Source organism: Streptomyces shenzhenensis (genome assembly GCF_021462265.1).
Classification (GTDB): Bacteria; Actinomycetota; Actinomycetes; order Streptomycetales; family Streptomycetaceae; genus Streptomyces; species Streptomyces shenzhenensis.
On the sequence record NZ_JAJONF010000012.1, the window covers coordinates 1 to 23,191 of the forward strand.

General features: G+C 71.1%; 21 protein-coding genes and 3 pseudogenes. 15 read left to right on the forward strand and 9 right to left on the reverse strand.

The window, feature by feature from the left end:
- The 6 genes and pseudogenes from LQ326_RS17560 to LQ326_RS17580 form a co-directional block, all read right to left on the reverse strand.
- Window positions 1–527 (reverse strand): annotated as a pseudogene (locus LQ326_RS17560) (ABC transporter permease); the annotation flags it as partial.
- Window positions 524–1,456, reverse strand: a complete 933-nt coding sequence (locus tag LQ326_RS17565) for an ABC transporter ATP-binding protein (RefSeq protein ID WP_234537760.1) — start codon at window positions 1,454–1,456, stop codon at window positions 524–526. The gene LQ326_RS17565 and the pseudogene LQ326_RS17560, both read right to left, overlap by 4 nt.
- A gap of 143 nt (window positions 1,457–1,599) precedes the next feature.
- Window positions 1,600–1,956, reverse strand: a complete 357-nt coding sequence (locus LQ326_RS17570) for an SCO family protein (protein WP_234538164.1) — start codon at window positions 1,954–1,956, stop codon at window positions 1,600–1,602.
- Between the two features lie 25 nt (window positions 1,957–1,981).
- A pseudogene (locus tag LQ326_RS48705) lies at window positions 1,982–2,170 on the reverse strand (SCO family protein); the annotation flags it as partial.
- Window positions 2,167–2,571 carry a hypothetical protein gene (locus tag LQ326_RS17575; protein ID WP_234537762.1) on the reverse strand — a complete coding sequence of 135 codons (405 nt, stop codon included), beginning with the start codon at window positions 2,569–2,571 and terminating at the stop codon, window positions 2,167–2,169. The pseudogene LQ326_RS48705 and the gene LQ326_RS17575, both read right to left, overlap by 4 nt.
- Window positions 2,568–3,212 (reverse strand): linalool dehydratase/isomerase domain-containing protein, encoded by a 645-nt coding sequence (locus tag LQ326_RS17580; protein ID WP_234537765.1) that lies wholly within the window; start codon window positions 3,210–3,212, stop codon window positions 2,568–2,570. Before LQ326_RS17580 ends, LQ326_RS17575 begins: the two co-directional genes overlap by 4 nt.
- A gap of 232 nt (window positions 3,213–3,444) precedes the next feature.
- On the opposite strand from LQ326_RS17580, the gene LQ326_RS17585 reads away from it, so the two are divergent.
- The 5 genes and pseudogenes from LQ326_RS17585 to LQ326_RS17605 form a co-directional block, all read left to right on the forward strand.
- The gene (locus LQ326_RS17585; protein WP_234537768.1) at window positions 3,445–4,719 is read left to right on the forward strand and encodes a bifunctional glycosyltransferase family 2/GtrA family protein; all 1,275 of its coding nucleotides are present in this window, start codon (window positions 3,445–3,447) and stop codon (window positions 4,717–4,719) included.
- Window positions 4,719–6,980 carry an ArnT family glycosyltransferase gene (locus LQ326_RS17590; RefSeq protein WP_234537770.1) on the forward strand — a complete coding sequence of 754 codons (2,262 nt, stop codon included), beginning with the start codon at window positions 4,719–4,721 and terminating at the stop codon, window positions 6,978–6,980. Before LQ326_RS17585 ends, LQ326_RS17590 begins: the two co-directional genes overlap by 1 nt.
- Window positions 6,981–7,010: 30 nt before the next feature.
- Window positions 7,011–7,751, forward strand: coding sequence for a response regulator transcription factor (locus LQ326_RS17595; protein ID WP_234537771.1), 741 nt, complete (start codon window positions 7,011–7,013; stop codon window positions 7,749–7,751).
- On the forward strand, window positions 7,748–9,250 hold the full coding sequence (locus LQ326_RS17600) for a sensor histidine kinase (protein ID WP_234537773.1): 1,503 nt from the start codon (window positions 7,748–7,750) through the stop codon (window positions 9,248–9,250). The genes LQ326_RS17595 and LQ326_RS17600 overlap by 4 nt, the downstream gene beginning before the upstream one ends.
- Window positions 9,251–9,455: 205 nt before the next feature.
- Window positions 9,456–9,842 (forward strand): annotated as a pseudogene (locus LQ326_RS17605) (glycoside hydrolase family 6 protein); the annotation flags it as partial.
- A gap of 354 nt (window positions 9,843–10,196) precedes the next feature.
- Here LQ326_RS17605 and LQ326_RS17610 read toward each other — a convergent pair.
- Both LQ326_RS17610 and LQ326_RS17615 read right to left on the reverse strand, forming a co-directional pair.
- Window positions 10,197–11,108, reverse strand: a complete 912-nt coding sequence (locus LQ326_RS17610; RefSeq protein WP_234537775.1) for a TIGR01777 family oxidoreductase — start codon at window positions 11,106–11,108, stop codon at window positions 10,197–10,199.
- 77 nt (window positions 11,109–11,185) lie between these two features.
- The gene (locus LQ326_RS17615) at window positions 11,186–11,689 is read right to left on the reverse strand and encodes a MarR family winged helix-turn-helix transcriptional regulator (protein ID WP_234537776.1); all 504 of its coding nucleotides are present in this window, start codon (window positions 11,687–11,689) and stop codon (window positions 11,186–11,188) included.
- A gap of 130 nt (window positions 11,690–11,819) precedes the next feature.
- Between LQ326_RS17615 and LQ326_RS17620 the strand changes: the two genes are divergently transcribed.
- Complete coding sequence (locus LQ326_RS17620; protein ID WP_234537778.1) at window positions 11,820–12,269, forward strand: DUF6069 family protein; 450 nt, start codon at window positions 11,820–11,822, stop codon at window positions 12,267–12,269.
- A 337-nt stretch (window positions 12,270–12,606) separates the two neighbouring features.
- Window positions 12,607–13,887 (forward strand): MFS transporter, encoded by a 1,281-nt coding sequence (locus tag LQ326_RS17625; protein ID WP_234537780.1) that lies wholly within the window; start codon window positions 12,607–12,609, stop codon window positions 13,885–13,887.
- A gap of 223 nt (window positions 13,888–14,110) precedes the next feature.
- On the opposite strand, the gene LQ326_RS17630 is transcribed toward LQ326_RS17625, so the two are convergent.
- Complete coding sequence (locus tag LQ326_RS17630) at window positions 14,111–15,130, reverse strand: LysR family transcriptional regulator (RefSeq protein ID WP_234537782.1); 1,020 nt, start codon at window positions 15,128–15,130, stop codon at window positions 14,111–14,113.
- Window positions 15,131–15,251: 121 nt separating this feature from the next.
- Here LQ326_RS17630 and LQ326_RS17635 point away from each other — a divergent pair, with 121 nt between their 5' ends.
- From LQ326_RS17635 to LQ326_RS17670, 8 genes are all read left to right on the forward strand, one after another.
- Window positions 15,252–16,235: a fumarylacetoacetate hydrolase family protein gene (locus tag LQ326_RS17635; protein ID WP_234537784.1), complete on the forward strand. Its 984-nt coding sequence runs from the start codon at window positions 15,252–15,254 to the stop codon at window positions 16,233–16,235.
- Entirely contained in the window at window positions 16,232–17,230 is a 999-nt protein-coding gene (locus tag LQ326_RS17640; protein WP_234537787.1) for a cyclase family protein, read from the forward strand. Before LQ326_RS17635 ends, LQ326_RS17640 begins: the two co-directional genes overlap by 4 nt.
- A gap of 175 nt (window positions 17,231–17,405) precedes the next feature.
- Window positions 17,406–18,569 carry an FAD-dependent oxidoreductase gene (locus LQ326_RS17645; RefSeq protein ID WP_234537790.1) on the forward strand — a complete coding sequence of 388 codons (1,164 nt, stop codon included), beginning with the start codon at window positions 17,406–17,408 and terminating at the stop codon, window positions 18,567–18,569.
- Window positions 18,566–19,576: an amidohydrolase family protein gene (locus LQ326_RS17650; protein WP_234537791.1), complete on the forward strand. Its 1,011-nt coding sequence runs from the start codon at window positions 18,566–18,568 to the stop codon at window positions 19,574–19,576. The genes LQ326_RS17645 and LQ326_RS17650 overlap by 4 nt, the downstream gene beginning before the upstream one ends.
- An 11-nt stretch (window positions 19,577–19,587) precedes the next feature.
- Complete coding sequence (locus tag LQ326_RS17655) at window positions 19,588–20,526, forward strand: VOC family protein (RefSeq protein WP_234537794.1); 939 nt, start codon at window positions 19,588–19,590, stop codon at window positions 20,524–20,526.
- A gap of 115 nt (window positions 20,527–20,641) precedes the next feature.
- A complete protein-coding gene (locus LQ326_RS17660) occupies window positions 20,642–21,613 on the forward strand; it encodes a fumarylacetoacetate hydrolase family protein (RefSeq protein ID WP_234537796.1) in 972 nt (323 codons plus the stop codon).
- Complete coding sequence (locus LQ326_RS17665) at window positions 21,610–22,386, forward strand: SDR family NAD(P)-dependent oxidoreductase (RefSeq protein ID WP_234537798.1); 777 nt, start codon at window positions 21,610–21,612, stop codon at window positions 22,384–22,386. The genes LQ326_RS17660 and LQ326_RS17665 overlap by 4 nt, the downstream gene beginning before the upstream one ends.
- A 46-nt stretch (window positions 22,387–22,432) precedes the next feature.
- Window positions 22,433–23,188, forward strand: a complete 756-nt coding sequence (locus LQ326_RS17670; RefSeq protein ID WP_234537800.1) for a CoA transferase subunit A — start codon at window positions 22,433–22,435, stop codon at window positions 23,186–23,188.
- Window positions 23,189–23,191: the final 3 nt, after the last annotated feature.

Consider the following 23,191-nt stretch of genomic DNA (forward strand, 5'->3'; position numbering starts at 1 on the left):
AGGTAGAGGCCGGCACCGGCCAGGCTGCGCAGCACACCGTCGTCGCCCAGGGACAGGGCGATCTTCTCGCCGTGCAGGCCCAGGGTGCCCAGCTGGAACGCGGCCAGGGCGCCGAGCGTGGTCAGGACCAGGGTGATGGGGCCGATCACGGCAGCCTTGGACCACAGGACCGGCAGGCGGCGGGGGACGGCGGTGAGGGTGGAGCGGATCATGCCGGTGGTGTACTCGCCGGCCGACAGCAGGACACCGAGCACGCCGACGGCCAGCGACGCGAAGGTCACCCCGAGCAGGGCCAGGCTGACCGCGTCCTGGTCGCCGGAGCCGGGTCCGGGCGGCCCGCCCTGGGCGGTGGCGTCGGGGCTGTAGGTGGCGGAGGCGATCGCGCCGAGGGCGACAAGCAGGGCCACGGCGACGGCGAGGGTGATCCAGCTGGAGCGCAGTGACCAGAACTTGGCCCACTCCGAGCGCAGCACCCGCGGGCCGGTGACCTTGTAGGCCGGGGCCGGGGAGAGTTCGGTGACGGTCATCGGGCGGCCTTTCGCTCGGTCTCGACGGGATGGCTCTGGTACTCGACGACGTCCCTGGTCAGGTCCATGAACGCCGTCTCCAACGAGACGGCCTGCGGGGTGAGTTCGTACAACGCCACCCCGTGCTCGGCCGCGATCCGCCCGATCTGGCGGGCGTCGCGTCCGGAGACCAGGAGTTCCTCGGCCGACGAGGAGGAGATCGTGACGTCCGGTCCCGCCAGCAGCGAGCGCAGCCTGGTGGCCTCGGCGGTGGCGACCTTCACACCGCCGCCGCCCGCCTGCCGGGTGAAGTCGTCGACGGTGGTGTCCGCGAGGAGCCGGCCCCGGCCGATGATCACCAGGTGGTCGGCGATCATCGCCGTCTCGCTCATCAGGTGCGAGGAGAGCATCACCGCCCGGCCCTCGTCGGCCAGCGAGCGCAGCAGGTTGCGCACCCACAGCACGCCCTCGGGGTCGAGGCCGTTGACCGGCTCGTCGAGCATGACGATCGCGGGGTCGCCGAGCAGGGCCGCCGCGATGCCGAGCCGCTGGCCCATGCCGAGCGAGAAGGCCCCGACCCGCTTGCCGGCCACGCTGGTCAGACCGGCCAGTTCGATGACCTCCTCGACCCGGCGGCGCGGAATGCCGTGCGTGTACGCGAGCCCCATCAGGTGGTTGAACGCGCTGCGGCCGGGGTGGACGGACTTGGCCTCCAGCAGGGTGCCGATCGCGTGCAGCGGTGCCCTGTGCTCGGCGTACGACCTGCCGTTCACGGTGACCGAGCCCCTGGTGGGGGTGTCCAGGCCGACGACCATGCGCATGGTGGTGGACTTGCCGGCGCCGTTGGGGCCGAGGAAGCCGGTGACCTCACCGGGCTTGACGGTGAAGCTCAACTCGTCGACGACGGTCTTGTCGCCGTACCGTTTGGTCAGCTCACGCGCTTCGATCATGGGGATGGGCCTTTCGCCTCGGACCGGCCGGGCGAGCGCCGCGACCTCCGCAGTCGACGTTAGGAGCGCGGACGGCCCGAACCCTGGGACCACGGGAGACACTTCGCCGCCCGGCTGGTACCGCGGTACCACCCGGGCGCCGATCACCGGTACGCCTCAGGTATGACACGTCGGGGACCGCTGGATCCAGCGGGGTTTCCGGAAGAACTCCCTCCGGCGACGAACGCTCGTGTCCCGGCGGTGATCCCGGCCGCTGCGAGGGCGCCGGCGAAGTGGTGGGCGTACTCGCCCTCGGGTGAGACCAGATACGTGATCGCGGTGTGCGGCACGGAGTATCCGTCCGGGTCGTCGGGATCGTCCCTGCGCCGGGCGAACACCCGGAACTCCCCTCTGACCCGCTCGATGGCGTCGGCCGAGCCGGCGAGGCCCGTGAGCCGGGGACAGGCGCGCAGGAAGTCCTGGAGCGCCTGCGGAGTGCCCCGGTCGGGGTCGACCGTGATGTAGAGGGGAACGCAGTTCGCCGGCCGTCTCTGCGAGTTCGTCGAGTACGGCGGACAGCTTCCCCAGCGCCCGCGGGCAGACGACCTTGCAGTGTGTGAACCCGAAGAAGACCAGTGTCCAGTTGCCCCGGTAGGTCTGTTCGGTCACCGGGGTGCCGTTGTGGTCGACGAGTGAGAAGGAGGGCTTGTCCGGCCCTGTTCCTCGTGTGGTCATCGGTCCTGCCTGAAGGTGAAAGTGTGCGGGGTGTCGGGGCAGTGCGGCACCACCTGGTCGTGGTGGACCTGTACGGCACCGGTGCACGGCCCGGGTCGCGGCCGCACCGTGGTGCCGTCGACCACGGCGGCGGGCTGCCCGTCGACGGCGACGGCCCACCGGCCGCGGCCGGCGATCCTGCTGATCGTGACGGTGCCGTCGCCGGGCACGTCCCGGGTCCGGCGCAGCCGCGTGTGCAGTACCCCGTCGACGATCTTGGCCCGGGTGACGTCGACGTCGCGGTCGACGGCGGTCGGCGCCGTCTCCTCGAAGCGCGCTCGCGGCAACGGGTGGTTGAAGAGGCCTGACAGCCCGTCGGGCACGTTGAGCCGCGCGTACCCCAGCAGGACGTTGCCGGTCATGGGCCCCATCGCGACGAGGTTCCCGTCGGGGTCGGTGGCGGTGGCGTTGCGGGGGTAGAACAGGCCGCCGTCGCGCCGGGTGGGGTCGTGAACCGGCCGGCGTGGGCGAGCAGGCCGTCCCGTGTGCCTTGGTCGCCCATCTCGGACGCCCAGGCGGCCAGCCAGCCGAAGTTGCCGTCGCTCTCCCGGGTCACCTGCTGGCCGTTCATGTCCGCAGGCGACGCCGGCGGCACCGAGAGGGTGCCGTCCGGGCCGTGGACGAGGTAGTCCGCGATCTGCCCCGGGTAGTGCTCGTGCACGAACTCGCGGTTCCACATGTTCATCAGGCTGCCGCACCACGCGTCCGTCTGCGCCGAGGCTCCTTCGTTCCCTATGAGGATCTTGGAGTCCTTGAGGATCATGACGTTGTAGTGGCCGTTCTCATCGAGCCGGCCGAAGCCGGCCCATGCCCGCTCGTACCCGGCGACCGTCTCCTCGGCGTGTTTGCCACCGGTGATCAGGTCGTGCAGGCGGAATCCGAGGATGGCGGGCTGGATGCAGATCTGGAACACGCAGTTGGGTTCGCACGCCACGCCGAGATAGCCGTTCTGCATCAACTGCCAGTAGATGTGGTCGTTGAGCGAGTCCCGGTCCCACAGCATCCTCTCGGTGGGTTCCCGGGTTGCTGACCTTGGCTTCCCAGGTCGCACGGCGAGGATCGGCGACGTCCTCCGCCGATCGCCGGCGGCCGGATTGACAGCGGGCTCCCCGTCGATTCCCAGCATTTTCCCCGTGTTTTTCCTGGCGCGCCGGTCAGAGTCGACCCTGGCGCACCACGAGGGCGTGGGGCGCGACCGGGAGCCGCCTCACCGACCCCCACCGCCCGAGGAATCCATGACGCATACCAGCAACAGTCCGCCCACGGCGAGGCGTTTCCAGCCGGCGTTGGGGGCAGACGTCCCTGGTTCGACCGCCACGCACGCGCCGACCGTCGAGATAGTCATCCCCGTCTACAACGAGGAACGGGCCCTGCCCGGCTGCCTCCGCACCCTTCATGCCCGACTGCGCGACCAGTTGCCGTACCCCTGGCGGATCACCGTGGCGGACAACGCCAGTGTCGACCGCACCCTCGCTGTGGCCCGCGAGCTGTCCGAGGAACTGCCCGGTGTCGGCGTCTTCCACCTGGAGCGCAAAGGGCGCGGCCGCGCGCTGCGCACCGTATGGGCCATGAGCGACGCCGACATCGTCGTCTACATGGACGTCGACCTGTCCACCGGGCTGGACGGACTGCTCCCGCTGATCGCCCCGCTGGCCAGCGGCCACTCCGATCTCGCCATAGGCAGCCGCCTGGCCCCCGGTGCCCGCACCGTGCGCGGCCCGCGCCGCGAGCTGATCTCCCGCTGCTACAACGCGTTGATCCGGCTCACCCACGGCGCCCGCTTCAGCGACGCCCAGTGCGGGTTCAAGGCAGCCCGTACCGACGTGCTCCGCCCGCTGCTGGCCAGGACCGAGGACGACGCCTGGTTCTTCGACACCGAGCTGCTGCTGCTCGCCGAGCACAATGGCCTGCGCATCCACGAGGTCCCCGTCGACTGGGTGGAGGATGTCGACACCCGGGTGGACGTGGTCGGCACCGCCGCCGACGACCTCAAGGGCCTGTGGCGCATGGCCCGGCTCAAGGCGTCGGGCGCTGCCCGCGTCCCGGTGCCGCGCCGCCCCCGACCCGCCGCCGAGCACCCGGACGCCGTGCTGGCCCCGGATGCCGCCCGATCCCAACTCGCCTGGCAGATAAGCTGTTTCGTCCTCATCGGCATCGGCTCGACCGCCGGACAGGCCCTCCTGTACTGGTTGCTGCGCGGCTGGTGGCAGCCCGCCGTGGCCAACTTCGTCTCGCTCCTGGTGCTCACCCTGCTGAACACCGAGGCCAATCGTCGCCTGACCTTCCGCTACTGCGCGGACGGTGTCGGGGCGGGGCGGGCGCACCTGGGTGCCGGTGCCCTGTTCGTCGTCGGCTATCTCGTCACCTCGGCCGCGGTCCTGGTGTTCCGCGACGCCGTGCCGGACGCTTCGGCGGCCGCCGAGACACTCGTCCTCGCCGCTTCCTCGGTCCTGGTCACCGCCCTCCGCTTCCTGGTGCTGCGACTGGCCGTCTTCCGACGCCGCGCCTGATGATCTCCTACTTCCCCGAGAGCGAATCCCACATGACCCCCACCACCGAGGCACACGCGACCCCCGTCCTGCGCCTCCCCGTCACCAGCCGTGCCCTGCCACGCTGGGCGGCCCCCGCCGCGCTGGGCGCGATCCTGCTCCTGTCCGCGCTGCTGTACGGCTGGGCCCTCGGCTCCCTCGGCTGGGCCAACAGCTACTACTCGGCCGCGGTGAAGTCGATGGGCCGCGACTGGACGAACTTCCTGTTCGGCTCCTTCGACCCGGCCGGAGTCGTCACGGTCGACAAGCCGCCGGCGGCGCTCTGGCCGCAGGTCGTCAGCAGCAAGATCTTCGGGATGCACGGATGGGCGCTGATCCTGCCCCAGGTGGTGGAGGGCGTCGCCGTCGTCTTCCTGCTGCACCGTACGGTTCGGCGGTGGGCGGGCGAGGACGCGGCGCTGCTCGCCGCCCTGGTGATGACGCTGACCCCGATCACCGTCGCCATCAACCGTGACAACAACCCGGACACGCTGCTGGTGCTGTTCCTGGTCGCCGCCGCGTATGCGCTGACCTGTGCCCTGCAGACCGACTCGGGCCGGCGCTCCACCTGGTGGCTGTGCGCGAGCGGGTTCCTGATCGGCTGTGGGTTCCTCACGAAGATGATGGCGGCATGGATGGTGCTCCCGGCTCTCGCGGCGGCCTGGCTGGTCGGTGCGCGGGGGACCTGGCTCGCGCGGGTCGGACGGCTGCTGATCGCCGGCGCCGTGTGCGCGGTGTCCTCGCTGTGGTGGGTGCTGATGGTCGCCTGGTGGCCCGGTGAGAAGCCGTACATCGGCGGCAGCACCGACGGCGGGGCCTGGGATCTGGTGACCGGCTACAACGGCTTCGGCCGGATCTTCGGCGAAAGTGCCGGCACCGGCGGGGGCATGGGCAACTTCGGCGGCGCCTTCGGCGGCGAGGCCGGGCTACTGCGGCTGTTCAACGACCAGAATGCGGGGCAGATCAGCTGGCTGCTGCCGGTGAGCGCCGTGGCGCTGATCGTCGCGGTGGCCGGAGCGGTGCTGCGGCGGCGCGGCAGCGGCTCGGCGGGGGAGGCCCTGGCGGGTTCCGGATGGGTGCTGTGGGGGGCCTGGCTGGTGGTGTGCGGGCTGGTGTTCTCCACCCAGGAGGGGATCTTCCACCCGTACTACACGACCCAACTCGCCCCTGCTGTGGCCGCGTTGACTGCCGGGCTGGTGACCGCGCTGGTACGGGCGCACCGGGCCGGGGCGCGCTGGGCGCTGCCCGTCGGCGCCGGGACCGTACTGGTGACCATGGTCTGGGCCGTGGTCGTGATCCGCCGGGAGCCGTCCTGGCACGGGTGGCTTGCCTGGGTCGTGGTCCTGCTCGGGCTGATCGCCGTCGGGCTGCTGACGGCCGCGGTGCGGGCGGTGCGGCTGGTTCCCGTCGCCCTCGGCGGCGCGCTGGTGGCGGTGCTGCTCGCGCCCGCCGCATGGGCGGTCAGTGTGACCGGCGGGTCCGGGTCGGCGATGGCCGGCGGCAACCCGACGGCCGGGCCGGTCACCACGTCTTTCGGCGGAGGGAACGGCACGTTGCCGAAAGGCTTCGAGCTGCCCAAGGGCCTCGGTGGTGGCGGGGTCGGCACGGCCGGCGTGTCCTCGGGCGAGCTGCCCGAGGACACGCCGGCGGGAATGCCCACCGACATGCCCGGGTTCCCAGGGGGCGGTGGCGGCGGCTCGGGCTCCGCAGGAGGTGCCATGCCCTCGTTCCCCGGAACCGGAACCGGCGGCGGCTCGGGCGACAGAGGCGGTTTCGGCCGACTGGGCAGCGCCGCCAAGCTCACCTCCGACCAGCGCAAGATCCTCGGCTTCGCCACCGAGCACTCCGACGGCGCCCGCATCACCCTCGCGGTCGACGGGGGAGCTCAGAGTGCGGCCGCGTTCATCCTGAACAGCGACGCCACGGTCATCGGCATGGGCGGCTTCTCCGGCACCGACGACGCACCCTCCGTGCGGCAGCTGCAGAGGTGGAGCAAGGACGGCGAACTGCGCTACGTACTCGGCTCCGGCTCCTCCGGCGGCATGGGCGCGATGATGGGCGGCAGGGACAGCGCGGCCTTCCAGCGGTCGACATGGATCAGCGAGCACTGCACCAAGGTGCCCGCCAGGAAGTACGGCGGCACCAGCACATCCGGCACCAGCAGCCCCGACGGCAGCGGCTCGGCCGCGGGCGGCATCATGGGCCGCATCGGCACGACCTTGTACGACTGCGCCGCCAAGTAGCAGCAGCGGCAGAACGGACGACACCGCACCATGCCCGAACCGCCCGCCGCCCCGGCCCCGTACCGGCTTCTGGTGGTCGAGGACGACCCCGGTATCCGCATGCTGCTGGAATCGGCGCTGCGGCTGTCCGGCTACGCGGTCGCCAGCGCCGCCACCGGACGGGACGCCCTGCAGGACATCGAGGGGCTGCGCCCCGACCTGGTCCTGATGGACGTGATGCTGCCCGACCTCGAAGGCTACGAGGTCACCCGCAGTCTGCGCGCCGCGGGTACGCGGACGCCGGTGCTGTTCCTCACGGCCCGCGGTGAGGTCGCCGACCGCATCGCGGGCCTCGCCGCGGGCGGCGACGACTACGTGACCAAGCCGTTCAGTATCGAGGAGGTCCTGCTGCGCATCCGCGCCATCCTGCGCCGGACGGACCCCGAACACCTCTCCGACGCGGAGAGCGCCGACAGCGAAATCCTCCGCTTCGCCGACCTTGAACTGGACGAGAACGCCCATGAGGTTCACCGGGCCGGCGAGTACATCCCGCTGTCCCCGACCGAGTTCAACCTGCTCACCTACCTCATGGAGAACGCCAACCGGGTCCTGAGCAAGACCAAGATCCTCAACCATGTGTGGGGGTACGACTTCGCCGGCGACGGCCGCATCGTGGAGACGTACGTCAAGTACCTGCGCCGCAAGATCGACCGCTTCGACCCGCCCCTGCTGCACACCGTGCGCGGCGTGGGCTACTGCCTGCGGCTGCCCCGCGCCGGGACGGACCGATGATCCGCGGCCGCCCCCGGTCGCTGAGCGGCCGGCTGGTGTGGGGTGTCACCCTGCTCGCCGCAGCCGCGGTCCTCACCGCACAGGCCATCGGGTTCCTGGTGCTGCGTTCCTGGTTGCTCAACCGGGTCGACCAGCAACTGACGGAGTTCATCCTCCCGAACCGCGCCCTCGCCGACGAGGCCGGGCTGCCCACCAGGCCCGCCGGCGACTCCGCCACTCTGCCCTCGGACTTCCGGATCACCTTCTACGACGCCTCGGGCGAGGAGCGGGGAACCCTCGGCGGCGGGAAGAAGCCCGGTCCGGCGCTCCCGCCGAGCACCAGCCGACTCCACCTGGAAAAGGCGCGTCAAGCCACCGTCCCGGCCGAGTCCGGCGACGGTCACTGGCGGGTGCTGTGGAAGGACGCCGAGCTCGGCGGCACCACCTTCGTGGTCGCCCTGCCTCTCGACACCGTGGAGGGGGCCACGTCGAAACTGCTCGCCCTCAACGTGGCCGTCTTCGCCGCGACCGTGGTCGGGCTGATCGCCGTCGGCCGGTGGGTCGTCCGTCTCGGCCTCCTTCCGCTGACCCGGATGGAGCACACGGCTCAGGACATCACCGCGGGAGATCTGAGCGTGCGGCTGCCCGACACCGACCCGCGCACCGAGACCGGCCGCCTCGGAACCGTACTGAACGACATGCTCGACCGCCTCCAACAGGCTCTGCGTCAACGTGAGTTCTCGGAGGCCCGGCTGCGTCGCTTCATCGCCGACGCCGGACACGAGCTACGCACGCCCCTCACCACCGTCCAGGGCTTCGCCCAACTGGCCCTGCGCCACCCGGACCGCCCCGCCGCACAGCGCCGGGAGGCCGACGAACAGATCGCCAGGAACGCCGAGCGCATGAAGCACCTCGTCGACGAACTGCTCCTGCTGGCCACACTCGACCAGGAGCCGGCCTACCGCACGGTCCCCGTCGACCTGCTGTCCCTTGCGGCCGACGCGGTGAGCGCGGCGGCCGTACGGAGCGGGGCCAAGCGCCAGGTCACTCTCAGCCCGCTCGACGCGAAGGCCGGGGACGGCGAACTCGAGGTGGTGGAGACGGCGGGGGACCCGGACCGTCTGCTCCAGGTGGTGAACAACCTGCTGTCCAACGCGCTCGTCCACACGCCGCCGGGCACGGCGGTCGACGTACGCGTGGGTACGGCTCGCGTGGGGGAGACGACAGGAGGCATCGACCGCCCCGGCCGGGCCGGCGGCTCACCGCCGCTGACCACGGGCACGCCGATCTGCGTGATCGAAGTCGCTGACCGGGGGCCGGGACTGCCGCCGCAGGAGGCCGAGCGGGTCTTCGAGCGTTTCTACCGCGTCGACCCCTCCCGCTCCCGTGACCACGGCGGCAGCGGGCTCGGCCTCGCCATCGCCACGGCGATCGCCCGGGGCCACGGCGGCCGCCTGGAACTCGACACCGGAGCGGGCCTTGGGTGCACGTTCCGCCTGGTGCTTCCGGCCAGGGACTGACCGGCGCCCCGCTCGGACGTCCGCGAAACGTGATGGACGCTTCCCGTGGAGGCCGCCGTCCCTTCGGCATGTCGGGGGCTGTGGGCGGCGGCACGTGCCTTGCCTCGGCTTCGAGGCCCTCGGCTGGGACGACCACGGACAACGGCCGGGGCCCGCCGTGCCCGGTCGGGCGACGACGCCGAGCGCGTCGGGGCCGCAACGGCTGGGCGGCTCCGCACGGCCCACCGGCCCCGGTCCGCAGACCTCTGTCGACGACTACGTCAACGGCAGCCGCATCGACCGCCGCATCCACGCCGGCAACTGGTGCAACCAGAGCGGCGCAGGCCTCGGCGAACGACCCAACGCGGCTCCCGCCGCCGGGATCGACGCCTACGTGTGGGTCAAGCCCCCGGGTGAGTCGGACGGTTCCAGCTCCACCGTCTCCAACGACGAGGGCAAGGGCTTCGACCGGATGTGCGACCCTACCTACGGCGGTAACGCGCGCAACGGCAACAACCCCACCGGCGCCCTGCCGAACGCGCCGCTGGCCGGGCACTGGTTCTCCGCCCAGTTCCAGCAGCTGATGCAGAACGCCTACCCGCCGCTGTCGTGATCCGCTGACGCGGCGACCCTGCCGGGGCCCGGCCGCTCCAGGCCGTGGCCCCGGCGGTTCGCGCGCTCCAGGGCGAGCACGCGTGAACGGGCGGCCGGGGGAGGGTGTGAGGTACGGCTGCTTGGACGGTCCCGAGACGCAGGCAGGGACGAGGACATCCTCGGCGCGGCCCGGGAGGCCCTCCTGCGCGCCGGTTAACTAGACGCTCTTCTGACCAGCGAGCTCGGACCTAGCCGCAGCGGGCTCAGCGGTTTCTCAGTCTCAGATCTGTGTCATTTCCTCACCGGCCGCGCTCAGATCGAGCGGCGCGTCGAGACGCTCGTCTGGAACGAGAACGCTGTCCATCCCTACCTGTCAGCTTGTGTGGAGAACGGAGTGGAGTGCCTTGTCGATTGTGGGGTGGCCGAAGGTGAAGCCCGCCTTGTGCAGGGCCGCAGGGACGGCGCGGCAACTGCCTGTGATGCCCGTGGCGAACTCGCCGAGCGCCGCTCTGAGGGCGAAGGCAGGGACGGAGGCGATCGTCGGGCGATGAAGGGCGCGGCCCATCGCTCGGGTGATCTCGCGGTTCGTCAGTGGTTCGGGGGCTGTGAAGTTGACGGGGCCTGTGAGCGTCTCGTCGTCGATCGCGAAGCGCAGTGCCCCGATGTGGTCGGTCAGTGAGATGAACGGCCAGTACTGGTCGCCGGAGCCGAGCCGGCCGCCCAGGCCGAAGCGGAAGAGCGGGAAGAGCCTGCCGAAGGCGCCGCCCTTGGCGGAGACCACCAGGCCGGTGCGAGGGTGCACCACCCGGATGCCCGCCTCCCGGGCCGTGTCCGCGGCGGCCTCGCAGTCGACGCAGACGGCGGCCAGGAAGTCGTCCCCGGGTGGCGCGCTCTCCTCGATGGTCCGGTCGCCGGTGTCGCCGTAGTAACCGGTCGCGGACGCGGAGACAAGGACGCGGGGTGGGGTGGACGATTCGGCGCAGGCCCGCGCGATGGTCCGGGTTCCCAGTGCGCGGCTGCGGCGGATCTCCTCCTTGTACGCGGCGCTCCAGCGCTTGTCTCCGACCCCGGCGCCGGCCAGGTGCACGACGGCGTCCACAGTGTCCAGCGCACCGGGCTGGACGCGGCCTCCGATCGGATCCCATTGCGCCGCCTCGCTGCCGTCTCCCGCGGGGCGTACCGACTGGTCGCGGACGAGGCGAACGACCTGGTGGCCGTCGGTGAGGAGCGAGTGGGTGAGGGCGGATCCGATGAGTCCGGTGGACCCGGTGATCGCGACGCGCATGGCGTTCTCCCGAACGGGCTTGGACAGGTGGTCTTGTGGCCACCTGGGATGGTTGTCGGACTTCGAGGTTCTCGGAGTCAGCGGCGATGCCACGGCAGGGCCGACGGGTAGGCGTCCTCCTCGCCGGCCTGCTTGAGGGAGGCGACCACGGTGGCGGTGATGGTGGCGAGCTGCTCCACCTGTTCAGGGCTGAGGGCGTCGAACACCACGCGGCGTACGGCAGCAACATGGCCGGGGGCGGCCTTGGCCATCAACTCCATGCCGGCATCGGTGAGTTCGGCCAGCTGTCCCCGTCCGTCGGCCGGATCCTCCCGGCGCCGCACGTAGCCCGACTCCTCCAGGCGGATCACCGCGCGCGTGAGGCGGCTGCGGGTGAACTTCAACTGCTCGGCGAGCAAGGACATCCCCAGGGCGCGGTCGGGTGCCACGGACAGGCGGGCCAGGAGGCTGTAGTCCGGGTGCGTCATGGCCGCGTCGCGCCGCAACTGCTGATCGAGGTAGTCGCTCAGCAACGTCGAGCAGTCGAGGAAGTTGATCCAGGCTCGCAGCTCATCGGGAGTGAGCCAACGGGGGGATGTCATGACGGCCACTCTAACCGAGATGTTTGCCTCATCAAACACTTCGGAGTAGCGTCCCTGGTGTTTGAGGAATCAAACTCCTGTCTTTCTGGCGCTGCACCTGTCGTTCTTGAGCTCTCCACAGGAGGTACCCATGTCCGGTTCCGCCCCCGAAGCCGTATCGTCCGCCCCGCCCGCGCCGCGCTCCCGCGGCCTGACCGTGGCCGCGGGGCTTCTCGCGGCGGCTGTCGTGGCCGTCCTCGGAAACGTGGTGGTCGCGGTGCTCGCCCACGCGGCGGGGGCGTCGGGCGATTTCGCTCCGCTGCACCTCTCCGCGTACGCGCCGCTGACGGTGTTCGGCGTCGTCCTCGGCGCCATAGGCTGGGCGGTCGTCCGTCGTGTCGCCAAGAACCCGGCGGGGCTGCTGCTGTGGCTGGTGCCCGTGCTCGTGGTCGTGTCGTTCGCGCCCGACCTGTCCCTGCTCGGAGGCGGTACTCCCGGCAGTGGGCCGTTGGCCGTTGCTGCGCTGATGGTGATGCATGTGGTGGTCGCGGTCGTCGCCGTCGCCGCCTATCGGCGCGTCCTGCCGCTGCCTGTCCGCTGACGCTGCCTGGCGTGCGCGACCGTGCCGGCTGCCGGCTGCGGGCGGTGTCCCGGGAGCCGGGACGACCGAGCTCCGGGACACCGCTGTTCGCGCGCAAGAACGGCCGTGCACGTCGTTCGACCGCGTGACGGTTACCCATCCCATCCACCGCGTGGATAACCCGGATACGGGATTCGGATTGCGCTGGGGATGGCACCGGCGCCTTGGCGCCCCCATAGTCGTCGCTACCGCACGCCGCTGTCCGGATGCCGCCGGCGTGCGAGTCCCCCAAGCATGCCGTGCGTCGTCGGCGCCCGTGAGGCATGCCCGCTCCCTTACGCCGTTCCCTGGAGTCGCCATGCCCGGTTCCGTGCCCCCACCGCCTACCGCCGCGGTCGATGCCACCGCTCCGTCAGCCGTCGCCGTTTCGGGCCCGGCCCATCTGCTGCGGGTGACCCTTCTGATGGCGGGCAGCTGTCTGCCGATCCTGGGGGCGGTGCTGATCGCCCCGGTGCTGCCGAAGATGCAGGACCACTTCGCGTCGGTCCCGGGGGCCAAGGCGCTGGTGCCCCTCGCGCTGACGGTCCCGGCGCTCGCGCTGGCGCTGCTGGCCCCGTTCGCCGGTGTGATCGTGGACCGGGTGGGCCGCAAGCGCCTGCTGGTCGTGGCGACCCTGCTGTACGCCGCGTTCGGCACCGCCCCGCTCTGGCTGGACTCGCTGGGCGGCATCATCGCCAGCCGCGCCCTGGTCGGAGTCGCCGAGGCCGCGATCATGACAGCCTGCACGACCCTGATCGGCGACTACTACAGTGGTCGGCAGCGGGTGAAGTACCTCGCCCTGCAGACCATGTGCGCCTCGGCATCGGCCACCGTCTTCTTCGTGCTCGGCGGCGCCGCCGGATCGGCGGGCTGGCGCATGCCCTTCTGGGTGTACGCCGTGAGCCTGGTGCTGGCCCCGCTGATGGCAACCGCCCTGCCCAACCCGGCGGCCCGTGCGGACGGCGCCGAGGTCCCGGCCGCGGCTCCGGCCGAGGCGGAGGCCCGCCGCCCGTTCCCCTGGCGGCAGCTGGCGGGCATCTGTGCCCTCACCTTCTTCGGGGCGATGGTCTTCTACACCGTCCCGGTGGAGATGTCGTACCTGCTCGACGACCTCGGGGTGGAGAACACCGGCGTGATCGGAATGGCCACCGCGATCGCCAGTGCCGCCACCGTGGGGGGAGCGGTCACCTTCGCCCGGCTCAAGCGTTCTCCCGACCCGATGCTTCCCGTCGTTCTCGCGGTCTGCGCGGTCGGCTTCGGGGTGATGTTCCTCGCGGGCAACGCCCTGCTGCTGGTCATCGGGGCGGTCGTCAACTGTGTGGGCACCGGCATGCTGCTTCCCGCCCTTCTCACCAGTGCCATGTCCCGTCTGTCGTTCGAGGACCGCGGCCGTGGCACGGGGCTGTGGACGGCGGCCTTCTTCGGCGGTGAGTTCGTCTGCCCGCTCGTGTTGCTCGCCGGGGAGGCTGCCGTCGGCAGTCTCCCCGGCGCGGTGGGCGTGCTGGGGCTGGCCGCCGCCCTCGTCGCGGCGGGGCTGTGGGCGGCCCGCCGTCGTACGGGTGCTGTCGATCCCCGGCTGTTGCCGGAGCGGTTGGCCTGAGGGGGCAGACCGGTGTACGGGCGCTGTCGGTCCTTGGCCGTTGCCGGAGCGGTTGGCCTGAGGGCGCGCGGGCCGGCCGTTGTACGGATGTCGTCCGTTCCCGGCTGTTGCCGGAGCGTTGGCCTGAGGGCAGCCGGTCCGCCCGCTGTACGGGTGTCGTCCCCGGCGGTTGCCGGAGCGGTGGTTCTGAGGGCGGCCGGTCCGCCCGCCGACAGCGCGTCGCTCACGGGCTGCCGCCGGGCCCGGTCAGAGCCGGGCCCGGCGGCAGCCCCGCGCTCTGGTCGACGGGTACGGCCTTCCCTGGGCCCTTGCCATTGCTGTAGCCATTGCTGTAGCCGTTGCCCGCCAGCGTCGCGCCCACCTCCGCGGCCTTCTGCCGCAGCCAGATGTGGCCCGCGTCCTGCGCGTGCACCGGGTGCCACCACATCGCCTCCCGCACCGGTACTGCCTCGAACGGGCAGGGCAGGACGCGCACCGCGGCGGAGCGGACCGCCTTGCGTGCCAGGCGCTCTTGGATCATCGCGATCCGGCGGGTGCCCTCGACCATGTGGGGCAGCAGCTGGAAGGTCTGCACGGACACCTCCACCTGGGGACTGATCCCTATCATGCTGAGCTGGCGGGCGGCCGGGGCGTCGTAGGGACGCTGGTAGACGGCCCAGGGCAGACGCCCCAGCTGGTCCAGGGTGAGTTCGTCACCGATCTCGGGGTGATCGTCGGCGACCAGGAACAGCCAGCGGTCCTGGTGGAGGTCGACGGCGGGCAGGCCGTCGATGACGCCGTGCGGCATCAGCAGTCCGTCGACGGTGCTCAGTACGGTGGCGGTGTTCTCCACGACGGACGGTGCCGGGTGCTGGAAGGTGAGCCGGATGCCGGGCGCCTCCTGGTGCAGGGTGCGGGCGAGTGCGGCGCCGAAGACGGCCGTTCCGTAGTCGGAGGCGAGCAGGGTGAACTCGCGGGTCTCGGCGGCCGCGTCGAAGTCGGCCTGGCTCGAGAAGACCCGCTCCAGCAGGTCGCACGCGGTGGCGCTGCGGTCGCGCAGGGCGGTGCCGAGCGGGGTCAGCTCGTAGGCGTTGCCGGTCCGGGCGAGCAATTCGTCGTCGAAATGGCGGCGCAGCCGGGACAGCGCCGCGCTCATGGCGGGCTGGCTCAGCCCGATGCGCTCGCCGGCTCGGGTGACATTGCGCTCTTCCAGCAGCGCGCGCAGGGCGAGGACCAGGTTGAGGTCGAGTCGGGACAGGTTCACCGGGCAACCACCTAGCAAGCGAGAGTCATCCATGTCATGGATTCGGCACATCCACAGGATTGATTTCCGTGATTAACCGATCGGGGCCAGAGTAGACCGCAACCCAGCAGGAGGAAATCAGATGGCAATGCTCGCGCAACCTGCCGGCCCGTTCGCGCTCGGCACGTTCTCCACTCAGGACGGGGAGCCGTTTCCCGGCCTCCTGGCCAAGGGCCGGGTACTCGACTTGAGCAGTGTCCTGGCCTGGGCACCGTCCAGCGTGCGCGCCGTGGTGGAGCGGTGGGAGGAGGCCCTGCCCGTCCTGCGCGTCCTGGTGGACGAGGACACCCTCGGCTGGCGGCCACTGGAGAGCCTGCGGGTGCACGCCCCCATCGAGCCGCGGCAGATCTTCCAGTCCGGCGCCAACTACCGGCAACACGTGATCGACCTGGAGGTCGCCCACCGCTCCCCGGACGACCCGCGCACGGTCGAGGAGGCCCGCGAGGAGATCGCCGCGGTCATGGACCGCCGGGCCGCCGAGGACCTGCCGTACGTCTTCATCGGTCTGCCGAGCGCGATCACCGGCCCGTACGACGACGTGGTCCTGCCCGCCTGGGCCGAAAAACCGGACTGGGAGCTGGAGTTGGCGGCCGTCATCGCCAAGCCCGCCTACCAGGTGACGGTCGAGGAGGCCCTGGAGTACGTCGCCGGCTACACCATCGCCAACGACCTCACCGACCGCGCCACCGTGTTCCGCCGGGACATGAAGGCCATCGGCACCGACTGGCTGCGCAGCAAGAACGCCCCCGGCTTCACGCCGCTCGGCCCGTGGCTCGTACCGGCCGAGTCGATCGCGGACACCGGTGACCTGCGGGTCACGCTCAAGCTCAACGGCGACACCATGCAGGACGAGTCCACCAAGGACATGCTCTTCGGAGTCGCCCGGTTGGTGTCGTACGCCTCGCAGACGGCTCAACTCCTGCCCGGTGACCTGGTGTTGACAGGCAGCCCGGCGGGCAACGGCCTCCACTGGGGACGACTGCTGCGCGACGGCGACGTCATGGAGGGTTCCATCACCGGTCTGGGCGTGCAGCGCACCCGCTGTGTCGCGGAGGGAACGACATGAGCCTGGACCGCCGCGACCCGGAGGGCGCGATAGCCGAGGCCGCCAAGGCGTACTCCAACTGGGGGCGTTGGGGTGAGAACGACGTGCTCGGCACGCTGAACTTCCTCGACGAGGACAAGCGGCGCGAGGGCGCGGCGCTCGTGCGCCGCGGCGTCAGCTTCTCGTTGTCGCAGCGGTTCGACATGAACGGCCCACAGAAGGGCTGGCGCCGGCGGACCAACCCGGTGCACACCATGCTCGACACGGGCACCGACGCGGCGCTGGGCAACCAGGGTTTCCCGCACGGCATCGGCGGCGCCGACGACGTGATCGCGATGCCGCTGCAGTGCTCGACCCAGTGGGACGGACTCGGCCACATCTTCGACCACGGATTCGCCTGGAACGGGCGGCGCGCCGACAAGGTGGTCACCTCCGAAGGCGACCTCGTCACCGGCATCGAGCACATGGCGCCGCACGTCGCCGGACGCGGCGTGCTCCTCGACGTCGGCCAGGTCGTCGGCACGGGTGGGGGCACCTCCCGCTCGAGCGGAGCCGAGAGTGGGGGAGAGCTGCCCGACGGGTTCGCCATCACCGAGGAGCACCTCACCCGGGCCGCCGAGGCCCACGGGGTGGCCGTCGGCCGCGGCGACATCGTGCTCGTCCGCACCGGACACCTCGCCCGCGCAAGGCGCGACGGCTGGGGCGACTACGCGGGCGGCCCCGCGCCCGGCCTGTCGTTCACCACCGCCGGCTGGCTGCACGGCAGCGAGATCGCCGCCATCGCCACCGACACCTGGGGCTTCGAGGTCCGTCCCAACGAGTTCGACAACGCTTTCCAGCCGCTGCACCAGGTCGTCATCCCCAACATGGGCCTGCTGATAGGCGAGATGTGGGACCTCGACGCACTCGCCGCCGACTGCGCCGACGACGGCGTGTACGAGTTCTGGCTCACCGCCGCTCCCCTCCCCATCACCGGCGCCGTGGGTTCCCCGGTCAACCCGATCGCCGTCAAGTAACCCGCACAACTGCCGGATGCGCCGTTCCCCGGACAGCAGCGGCGCATCCGGCCCCCACCGCTCCACCCGCTTCGCCGGGTGACCCGTCCCCACCTCTGGCCCGCACTCGCAGCGGGCGAGCCGCAGCCCCTGCCGCCCGAAGTCGCGCGGCCCAACCCCGGGAGGAATCCCCGACATGGCTGACAGCCGCACTCTCTCCCAGCCGACGGCCGGGGGCACACCCACCGTCCTGGTCATCGGCGGGGGCGCCTCAGGCAACGCCGTCACCATCCTGCTGCGCCGCGCCGGCATCGCCGTCGACCTGATCGAGGCCAAGCCGGACTGGAACGCCACCACCGGCTCCGGCATCACCCTCCAGGGCAACGCCCTGCGGGTCCTGCGCGAACTGGGTGTGTGGGAACAGGTGAAAGCCTCCGGATACGCCTTCGGCTCGCTGGGCGTGACCGCCCCCGACGGCACCGTCCTGTTCGTCGCCGAGGACATCCAGACCGGCGGGGAGGACCTGCCCGCCACCCTCGGCATGCAGCGCCCCCAGCTGCAGCAGATCCTCATCGACACGGTCCGCGCCTCCGGCGCCGACGTTCGTCTCGGCACCACCGCCGAAGCGCTGGAGCAGGACGCCGACGGCGTCTCGGTGCGCTTCAGCGACGGCAGCGAGGGCAGATACGACCTGGTGATCGCCGCCGACGGTCTCAACTCAGCCACCCGCGCCGCGATCGGCATCACCGACAAACCCGAGCCGACCGGCATGGGCATCTGGCGCATCGCCGCCCCGCGGCCCGAGAGCGTGACGCGCACCGACCTCGCCTACGGCGGCCCCGCCTACATCGCCGGCTACTGCCCCACCAGCGAGAACACCATCTACGCGTACGTCGTCGAAGGGTGCCGCGATCGCACCTCGATCGACCCGGCCACCTACGCCGACGAGATGCGCCGCCTGGCGCAGAGCTACGGCGGGGTCTGGCCGGAGATCACCGAGCACATCACGGACCCGAAGAAGGTCAACTACACCTGGTTTGACCACCTGCTGGTGGAGGGGTCCTGGCACCGGGGCCGGGTCGTGCTGATCGGCGACGCCGCCCACTGCTGCCCGCCCACCATGGCCCAGGGCGCGGCGATGTCCCTGGAGGACGCCCTCGTCCTCGCCGAGCTGCTCACCAGCGGACGGGACTGGGACGACGAACTGTTCCAGGCCTACCACGACCGCCGTATCCCCCGGGTGCGCACCGTCGTCGCGGCGTCCATGCAGATCGGCCAGTGGCAGCTGGACGGTGTGCGCGACGCCGACATGGCCGGGCTGGTCGGCCGCACCATGAACCTCCTCAAGGAGCGCCCGTGACCACCACCGCATCCTCCGCGCCGACCATCGACGTCCACGCCCACCTCCTGCTCCCGGAGGTCGAGGAGGCCGTCGCCGGTCATCCCGGTCTCGCCGAGGCCCGCGCCCTCGACGCCCGCCGCAACGGCCCGGCGGCCCTGGCAGTGAACGGTCCGATGGTCGGGGCGCGCGTGCCGAAGCTGACGGACGCCGCGGTGCGCCTGGCGGCCATGGACGCGCAGGGCGTGGACATCCAGCTGGTCAGCCCCTCGCCGTCCCACTACCACTACTGGGCCGAGCCCCAACTGGCCGAGAAGGTCTGCCGGCTGGCCAACGAGGGCACCGCCGCACACTGTGCGAAGGCTCCCGACCGTCTTCACGGCCTGGGCCTGGTCCCGCTCCAGCATCCCGACCTCGCGGTCGGCCTGCTCGACCACGCCCTGGACCAGGGGCTGAGGGGCGTGGAGATCTCCTCGCACGCGCCCGGCCACGAACTGTCGGACCCGGCGTACGAACCCCTCTGGTCCCGTGCGGAGGAGACGGGCGCCTTCCTCTTCCTGCACCCGTTCGGCTGCACCCTCGACGAGCGCCTGGACCGGTGGTACCTGTCCAACACCGTCGGCCAGCCCACCGAGAACGCGGTCGCCCTCTCCCACCTGATCTTCTCCGGCGTCCTGGACCGTCATCCGGGTCTGAAGCTGATCGCGGCGCACGGCGGCGGCTACCTGCCCACCCACATCGGCCGCTCCGACCACGCCTGGCGGGCCCGTCCCGACGCCCGGGGTTGTGAGCGGGAACCGAGCAGCTATCTGAAGCAGCTGTACTTCGACTCCCTCGTCCACGACCCTCAGGTGCTGCGGGAGCTGCTGCGAGCGGTCGGCCGCGAACGGGTCCTGCTCGGCTCCGACTTCCCCTTCGACATGGGCACCGACGACCCGCTCGGCGCGCTGCGCGCCGCGGACCTGCCCGACACCGACTTCCACTCCGTCCGCGGCGGAAACGCCGCCGCTCTGCTCAACCTCGTCTGAGGAGACCCCCCATGAGTAACCGCCTGCTCACCCACCTCCGCCACGTCGACCTCGCCGTGCCGGACTACGACAAGCAACTCGACTTCTACGCCGGCGTCTGGGGCCTGACCAAGGTCGCCGAGGACTCCGGCATCTCCTTCCTGGCCGCCGAGGGCTCCCCCGAGCAGTACGTCGTCCGGCTGCGCAAGGCCGACGAGAAGCGTCTGGACCTCGTTTCCTACGGCGCCGCGAACATGACCGACGTGGACACCCTCGCCGAACAACTCCTCTCGACCGGCGTGCAGTTGATCTCCCAGCCGGGCAAGGTGGACACCCCCGGCGGCGGGTACGGCTTCCGGTTCTTCGACGTGGACGGGCGCACCATCGAGGTCTCCGCCGACGTCGAGGTGCGGCAGCACCGCAGGATCGAGGAGAAGGAGTCGATCCCGGTCAAGCTGTCGCACGTCGTCCTCAACTCGCCGGATCTGGACAAGACCAAGGCGTGGTACGAGGAGCACCTCGGCTTCCGGCTGTCCGACACGCTCGGTCATCCGCACATCGGCGACGTCATGCACTTCATGCGGATCAGCAACCAGCACCACTCCATGGCCATCGCCAAGGGCCCGCACACCTCCCTGCACCACATCTCCTTCGAGATGCGCGGGATCGACGAGTACATGCGCGGCTCCGGCCGTGTCATCCGCTCCGGCGCCCGCAAGATCTGGGGTCCGGGCCGGCACATGGCGGGCGACAACACCTTCACCTACTTCCTCGACCCGCACGGCAACACGGTCGAGTACACGACGGAGTTGGAGCTGCTGGACGAGGACACCTGGCACCCGCACGTCTACGACTTCTCCAAGCCCGAGGTCACCGACCAGTGGGGCACCGCCAACCCCATGAACGAACTGGTCACCAAGGAGTCCTTCAACGACGTCGACCGCGGCGTCTTCGTCGCTCCGCCGGTCTGATCAGCGGAGCCTTCAGTCCCCGGGGGTGCGGTTGCCCTGTCAACTGCCCTGACTCCCATGCTGCACCCCCGGCCTTCGTGCCACCCCTCACGCCGACAGCCGACAGGAAACTGCCATGCGTTTCGCCGCGTACGAGTACCGCAACCGACGCCACGTGGCCGTCGTCTCAGAGGACGGCACGCTCCACCCCCTGCCCGGCGTCAGCTCAATGACCGGCCTTCTCGCCGAGGGCGGCGGCCTGCCCGAACTGCTCCACGCGGGCTCCGCGACCCTCGACGTCCCGGCCGGCCCCCACATCTCCGACGTACGACTGCTGGCGCCGCTCCAGCCGCCCACCGTGCGGGACTTCGTCACCTTCGAGGAACACGTCGAGGGCGTACGGCGGTCCGTGGACGGGGCTGCCGGGGTACCGGAGCGGTGGTACGCGGCCCCGACGTTCTACTTCGGCAACCCCTACGCGATGTACGGGCCGCACGACGACATCCCCATGCCGCCGGGGTCGAGCGTTCTCGACTTCGAGCTGGAGGTCGCTGCCGTGGTCGGAAAGGAGGGCCGCGACCTCACACCCGAGCAGGCCCGCGACCACATCGTCGGCTACACCGTCTTCAACGACTGGTCGGCCCGCGACCTGCAGTCCGCCGAGATGAAGGTCGGCCTCGGCCCTTGCAAGGGCAAGGACACCGCCACCACGCTGGGTCCTTACTTGGTCACCGCCGACGAGTTGGGGAAGTACCGCGACGCGGACGGCTTCCTGCGCCTGGCGCTCACCGCCGAGATCAACGGCGAGGTCGTGGGCAAGGATCTGCTGTCCAACATGAGCTGGACCTTCGAGGAGATGGTCGCCTACGCCTCACGCGGGACCGTCGTCCGCCCCGGCGACGTCTTCGGTTCCGGGACCTGCGGCAACGGCGGCTGCCTCGCCGAGCTGTGGGGTGTACGGGGTGAGCAGTCCCCGCCTCCTCTGAAGCCTGGCGACACGGTCACCCTCACCGTCGAGGGCATCGGCTCCGTCTCCAACACCGTGGTGGCCGGCCCGGACCCCATGACCGTTCCCGTCGCCCGACGCCGCACGAGGGAACGGCCGTGACCGATCTCCATCTCTGGGGGCACCTCCCGGCCGAAGGCCGGGGGAGGCTCCTCGGCAGGGTCGTCGTGGTCACGGGCGCGGCCGGCGGCCAGGGCGCCGCGGAGGCCGCGGCGCTCACCCGCGAGGGCGCCCGGGTGATCGCCACCGACGTCACGCAGGCACCCGGCTGCCGCCGTCTCGACGTCACGAGCGAGAAAGACTGGGCGGAACTCGCCGCCGGCCTGCGTGAGGCGTATGGGCAGGTGCACGGCCTGGTCAACAACGCGGGCGTCACCTGGCGGGCCCGGATCGACGGCGTACGCCCCGAGGACATGGCCCGCGTCCACGCGGTCAACGTCACCGGCCCGCTGCTGGGCATCCAGCACCTGGCCCCGCTGATGCCACCCGGCTCCTCGATCGTGAACGTCGGCTCGTCCGCCGCGCTCACCGGCCACTACCCGGTCGCCTACACGGCCAGCAAGTGGGCGCTGCGCGGCCTGTCGCGGACCGCCGCCATGGAACTGGGGCCCGCCGGCATCCGTGTGAACATCGTCCACCCCGGCTTCATCGAAACGGACATGACCGCCTCCGCGGCACCCGCGTTCCGAGAGGCGAACGTCCGTGAGACACCGCTCGGCCGCACCGGAACCGTCGACGAGATCACCCCGCTCGTCGTCTTCCTTCTCTCGGACGAGGCGTCTTTCATCACGGGGGCCGAGATACCGGTGGACGGCGGACTCACCGTGCACGGCGGCGCCAAGTCGATCTCTGACGCCCTGCGCGCGGACGCCTGAACCGGCGATCACGCAGGACAGACACCACAGAAAGGCCCTCCCTCCCATGGACAAGGTCCGCGCGAGCGCCGTCGAGGCGGTCGCCGACATCCCCGACGGCGCGTCGCTGGCCGTCGGCGGCTTCGGCCTCAGCGGCATCCCCGGCGTGCTCATCCAGGCGCTCCACGCCCAGGGCACCACCGGCCTGGAGGTCGTGTCGAACAACTGCGGCGTGGACGGGCGCGGACTGGGAGTCCTGCTGGCCGACGGCCGGATCGCCCGTGTCACGGGCAGTTACGTGGGCGAGAACAAGGAGTTCGCCCGCCAGTATCTCTCGGGCGAGCTGGAGGTGGAGCTGGTGCCGCAGGGCACGCTGGCCGAACGGCTGCGCGCCGGGGGAGCGGGCATCCCCGCCTTCTACACCCCGGCAGGGGTGGGCACCCAGGTCGCCAAGGGAGGGCTGCCCTGGCGCTACCGGCCCGACGGCACGGTCGCGGTGGCCTCCCCGCCCAAGGAGACCCGCGACTTCGCGGGCCGCGCGTACGTCCTGGAGCACGGCATCACCACCGACTTCGCCCTCGTACGGGCCTGGCGCGGCGACCGCCACGGAAACCTGGTCTTCCGTAAGTCCGCCGCCAACTTCAACCCGCTGGCCGCGATGGCGGGCAGCATCGCCGTCGCCGAAGTGGAGGAACTCGTCGAGCCGGGCGAGCTGAGCCCGGACGAGATCCATCTGCCGGGCGTCTTCGTCCAGCGGATCGTGGTCCTCACCCCGGCCGAGGCCGCCGACAAACAGATCGAGAAGAGGACCGTAAGCGCATGAGCA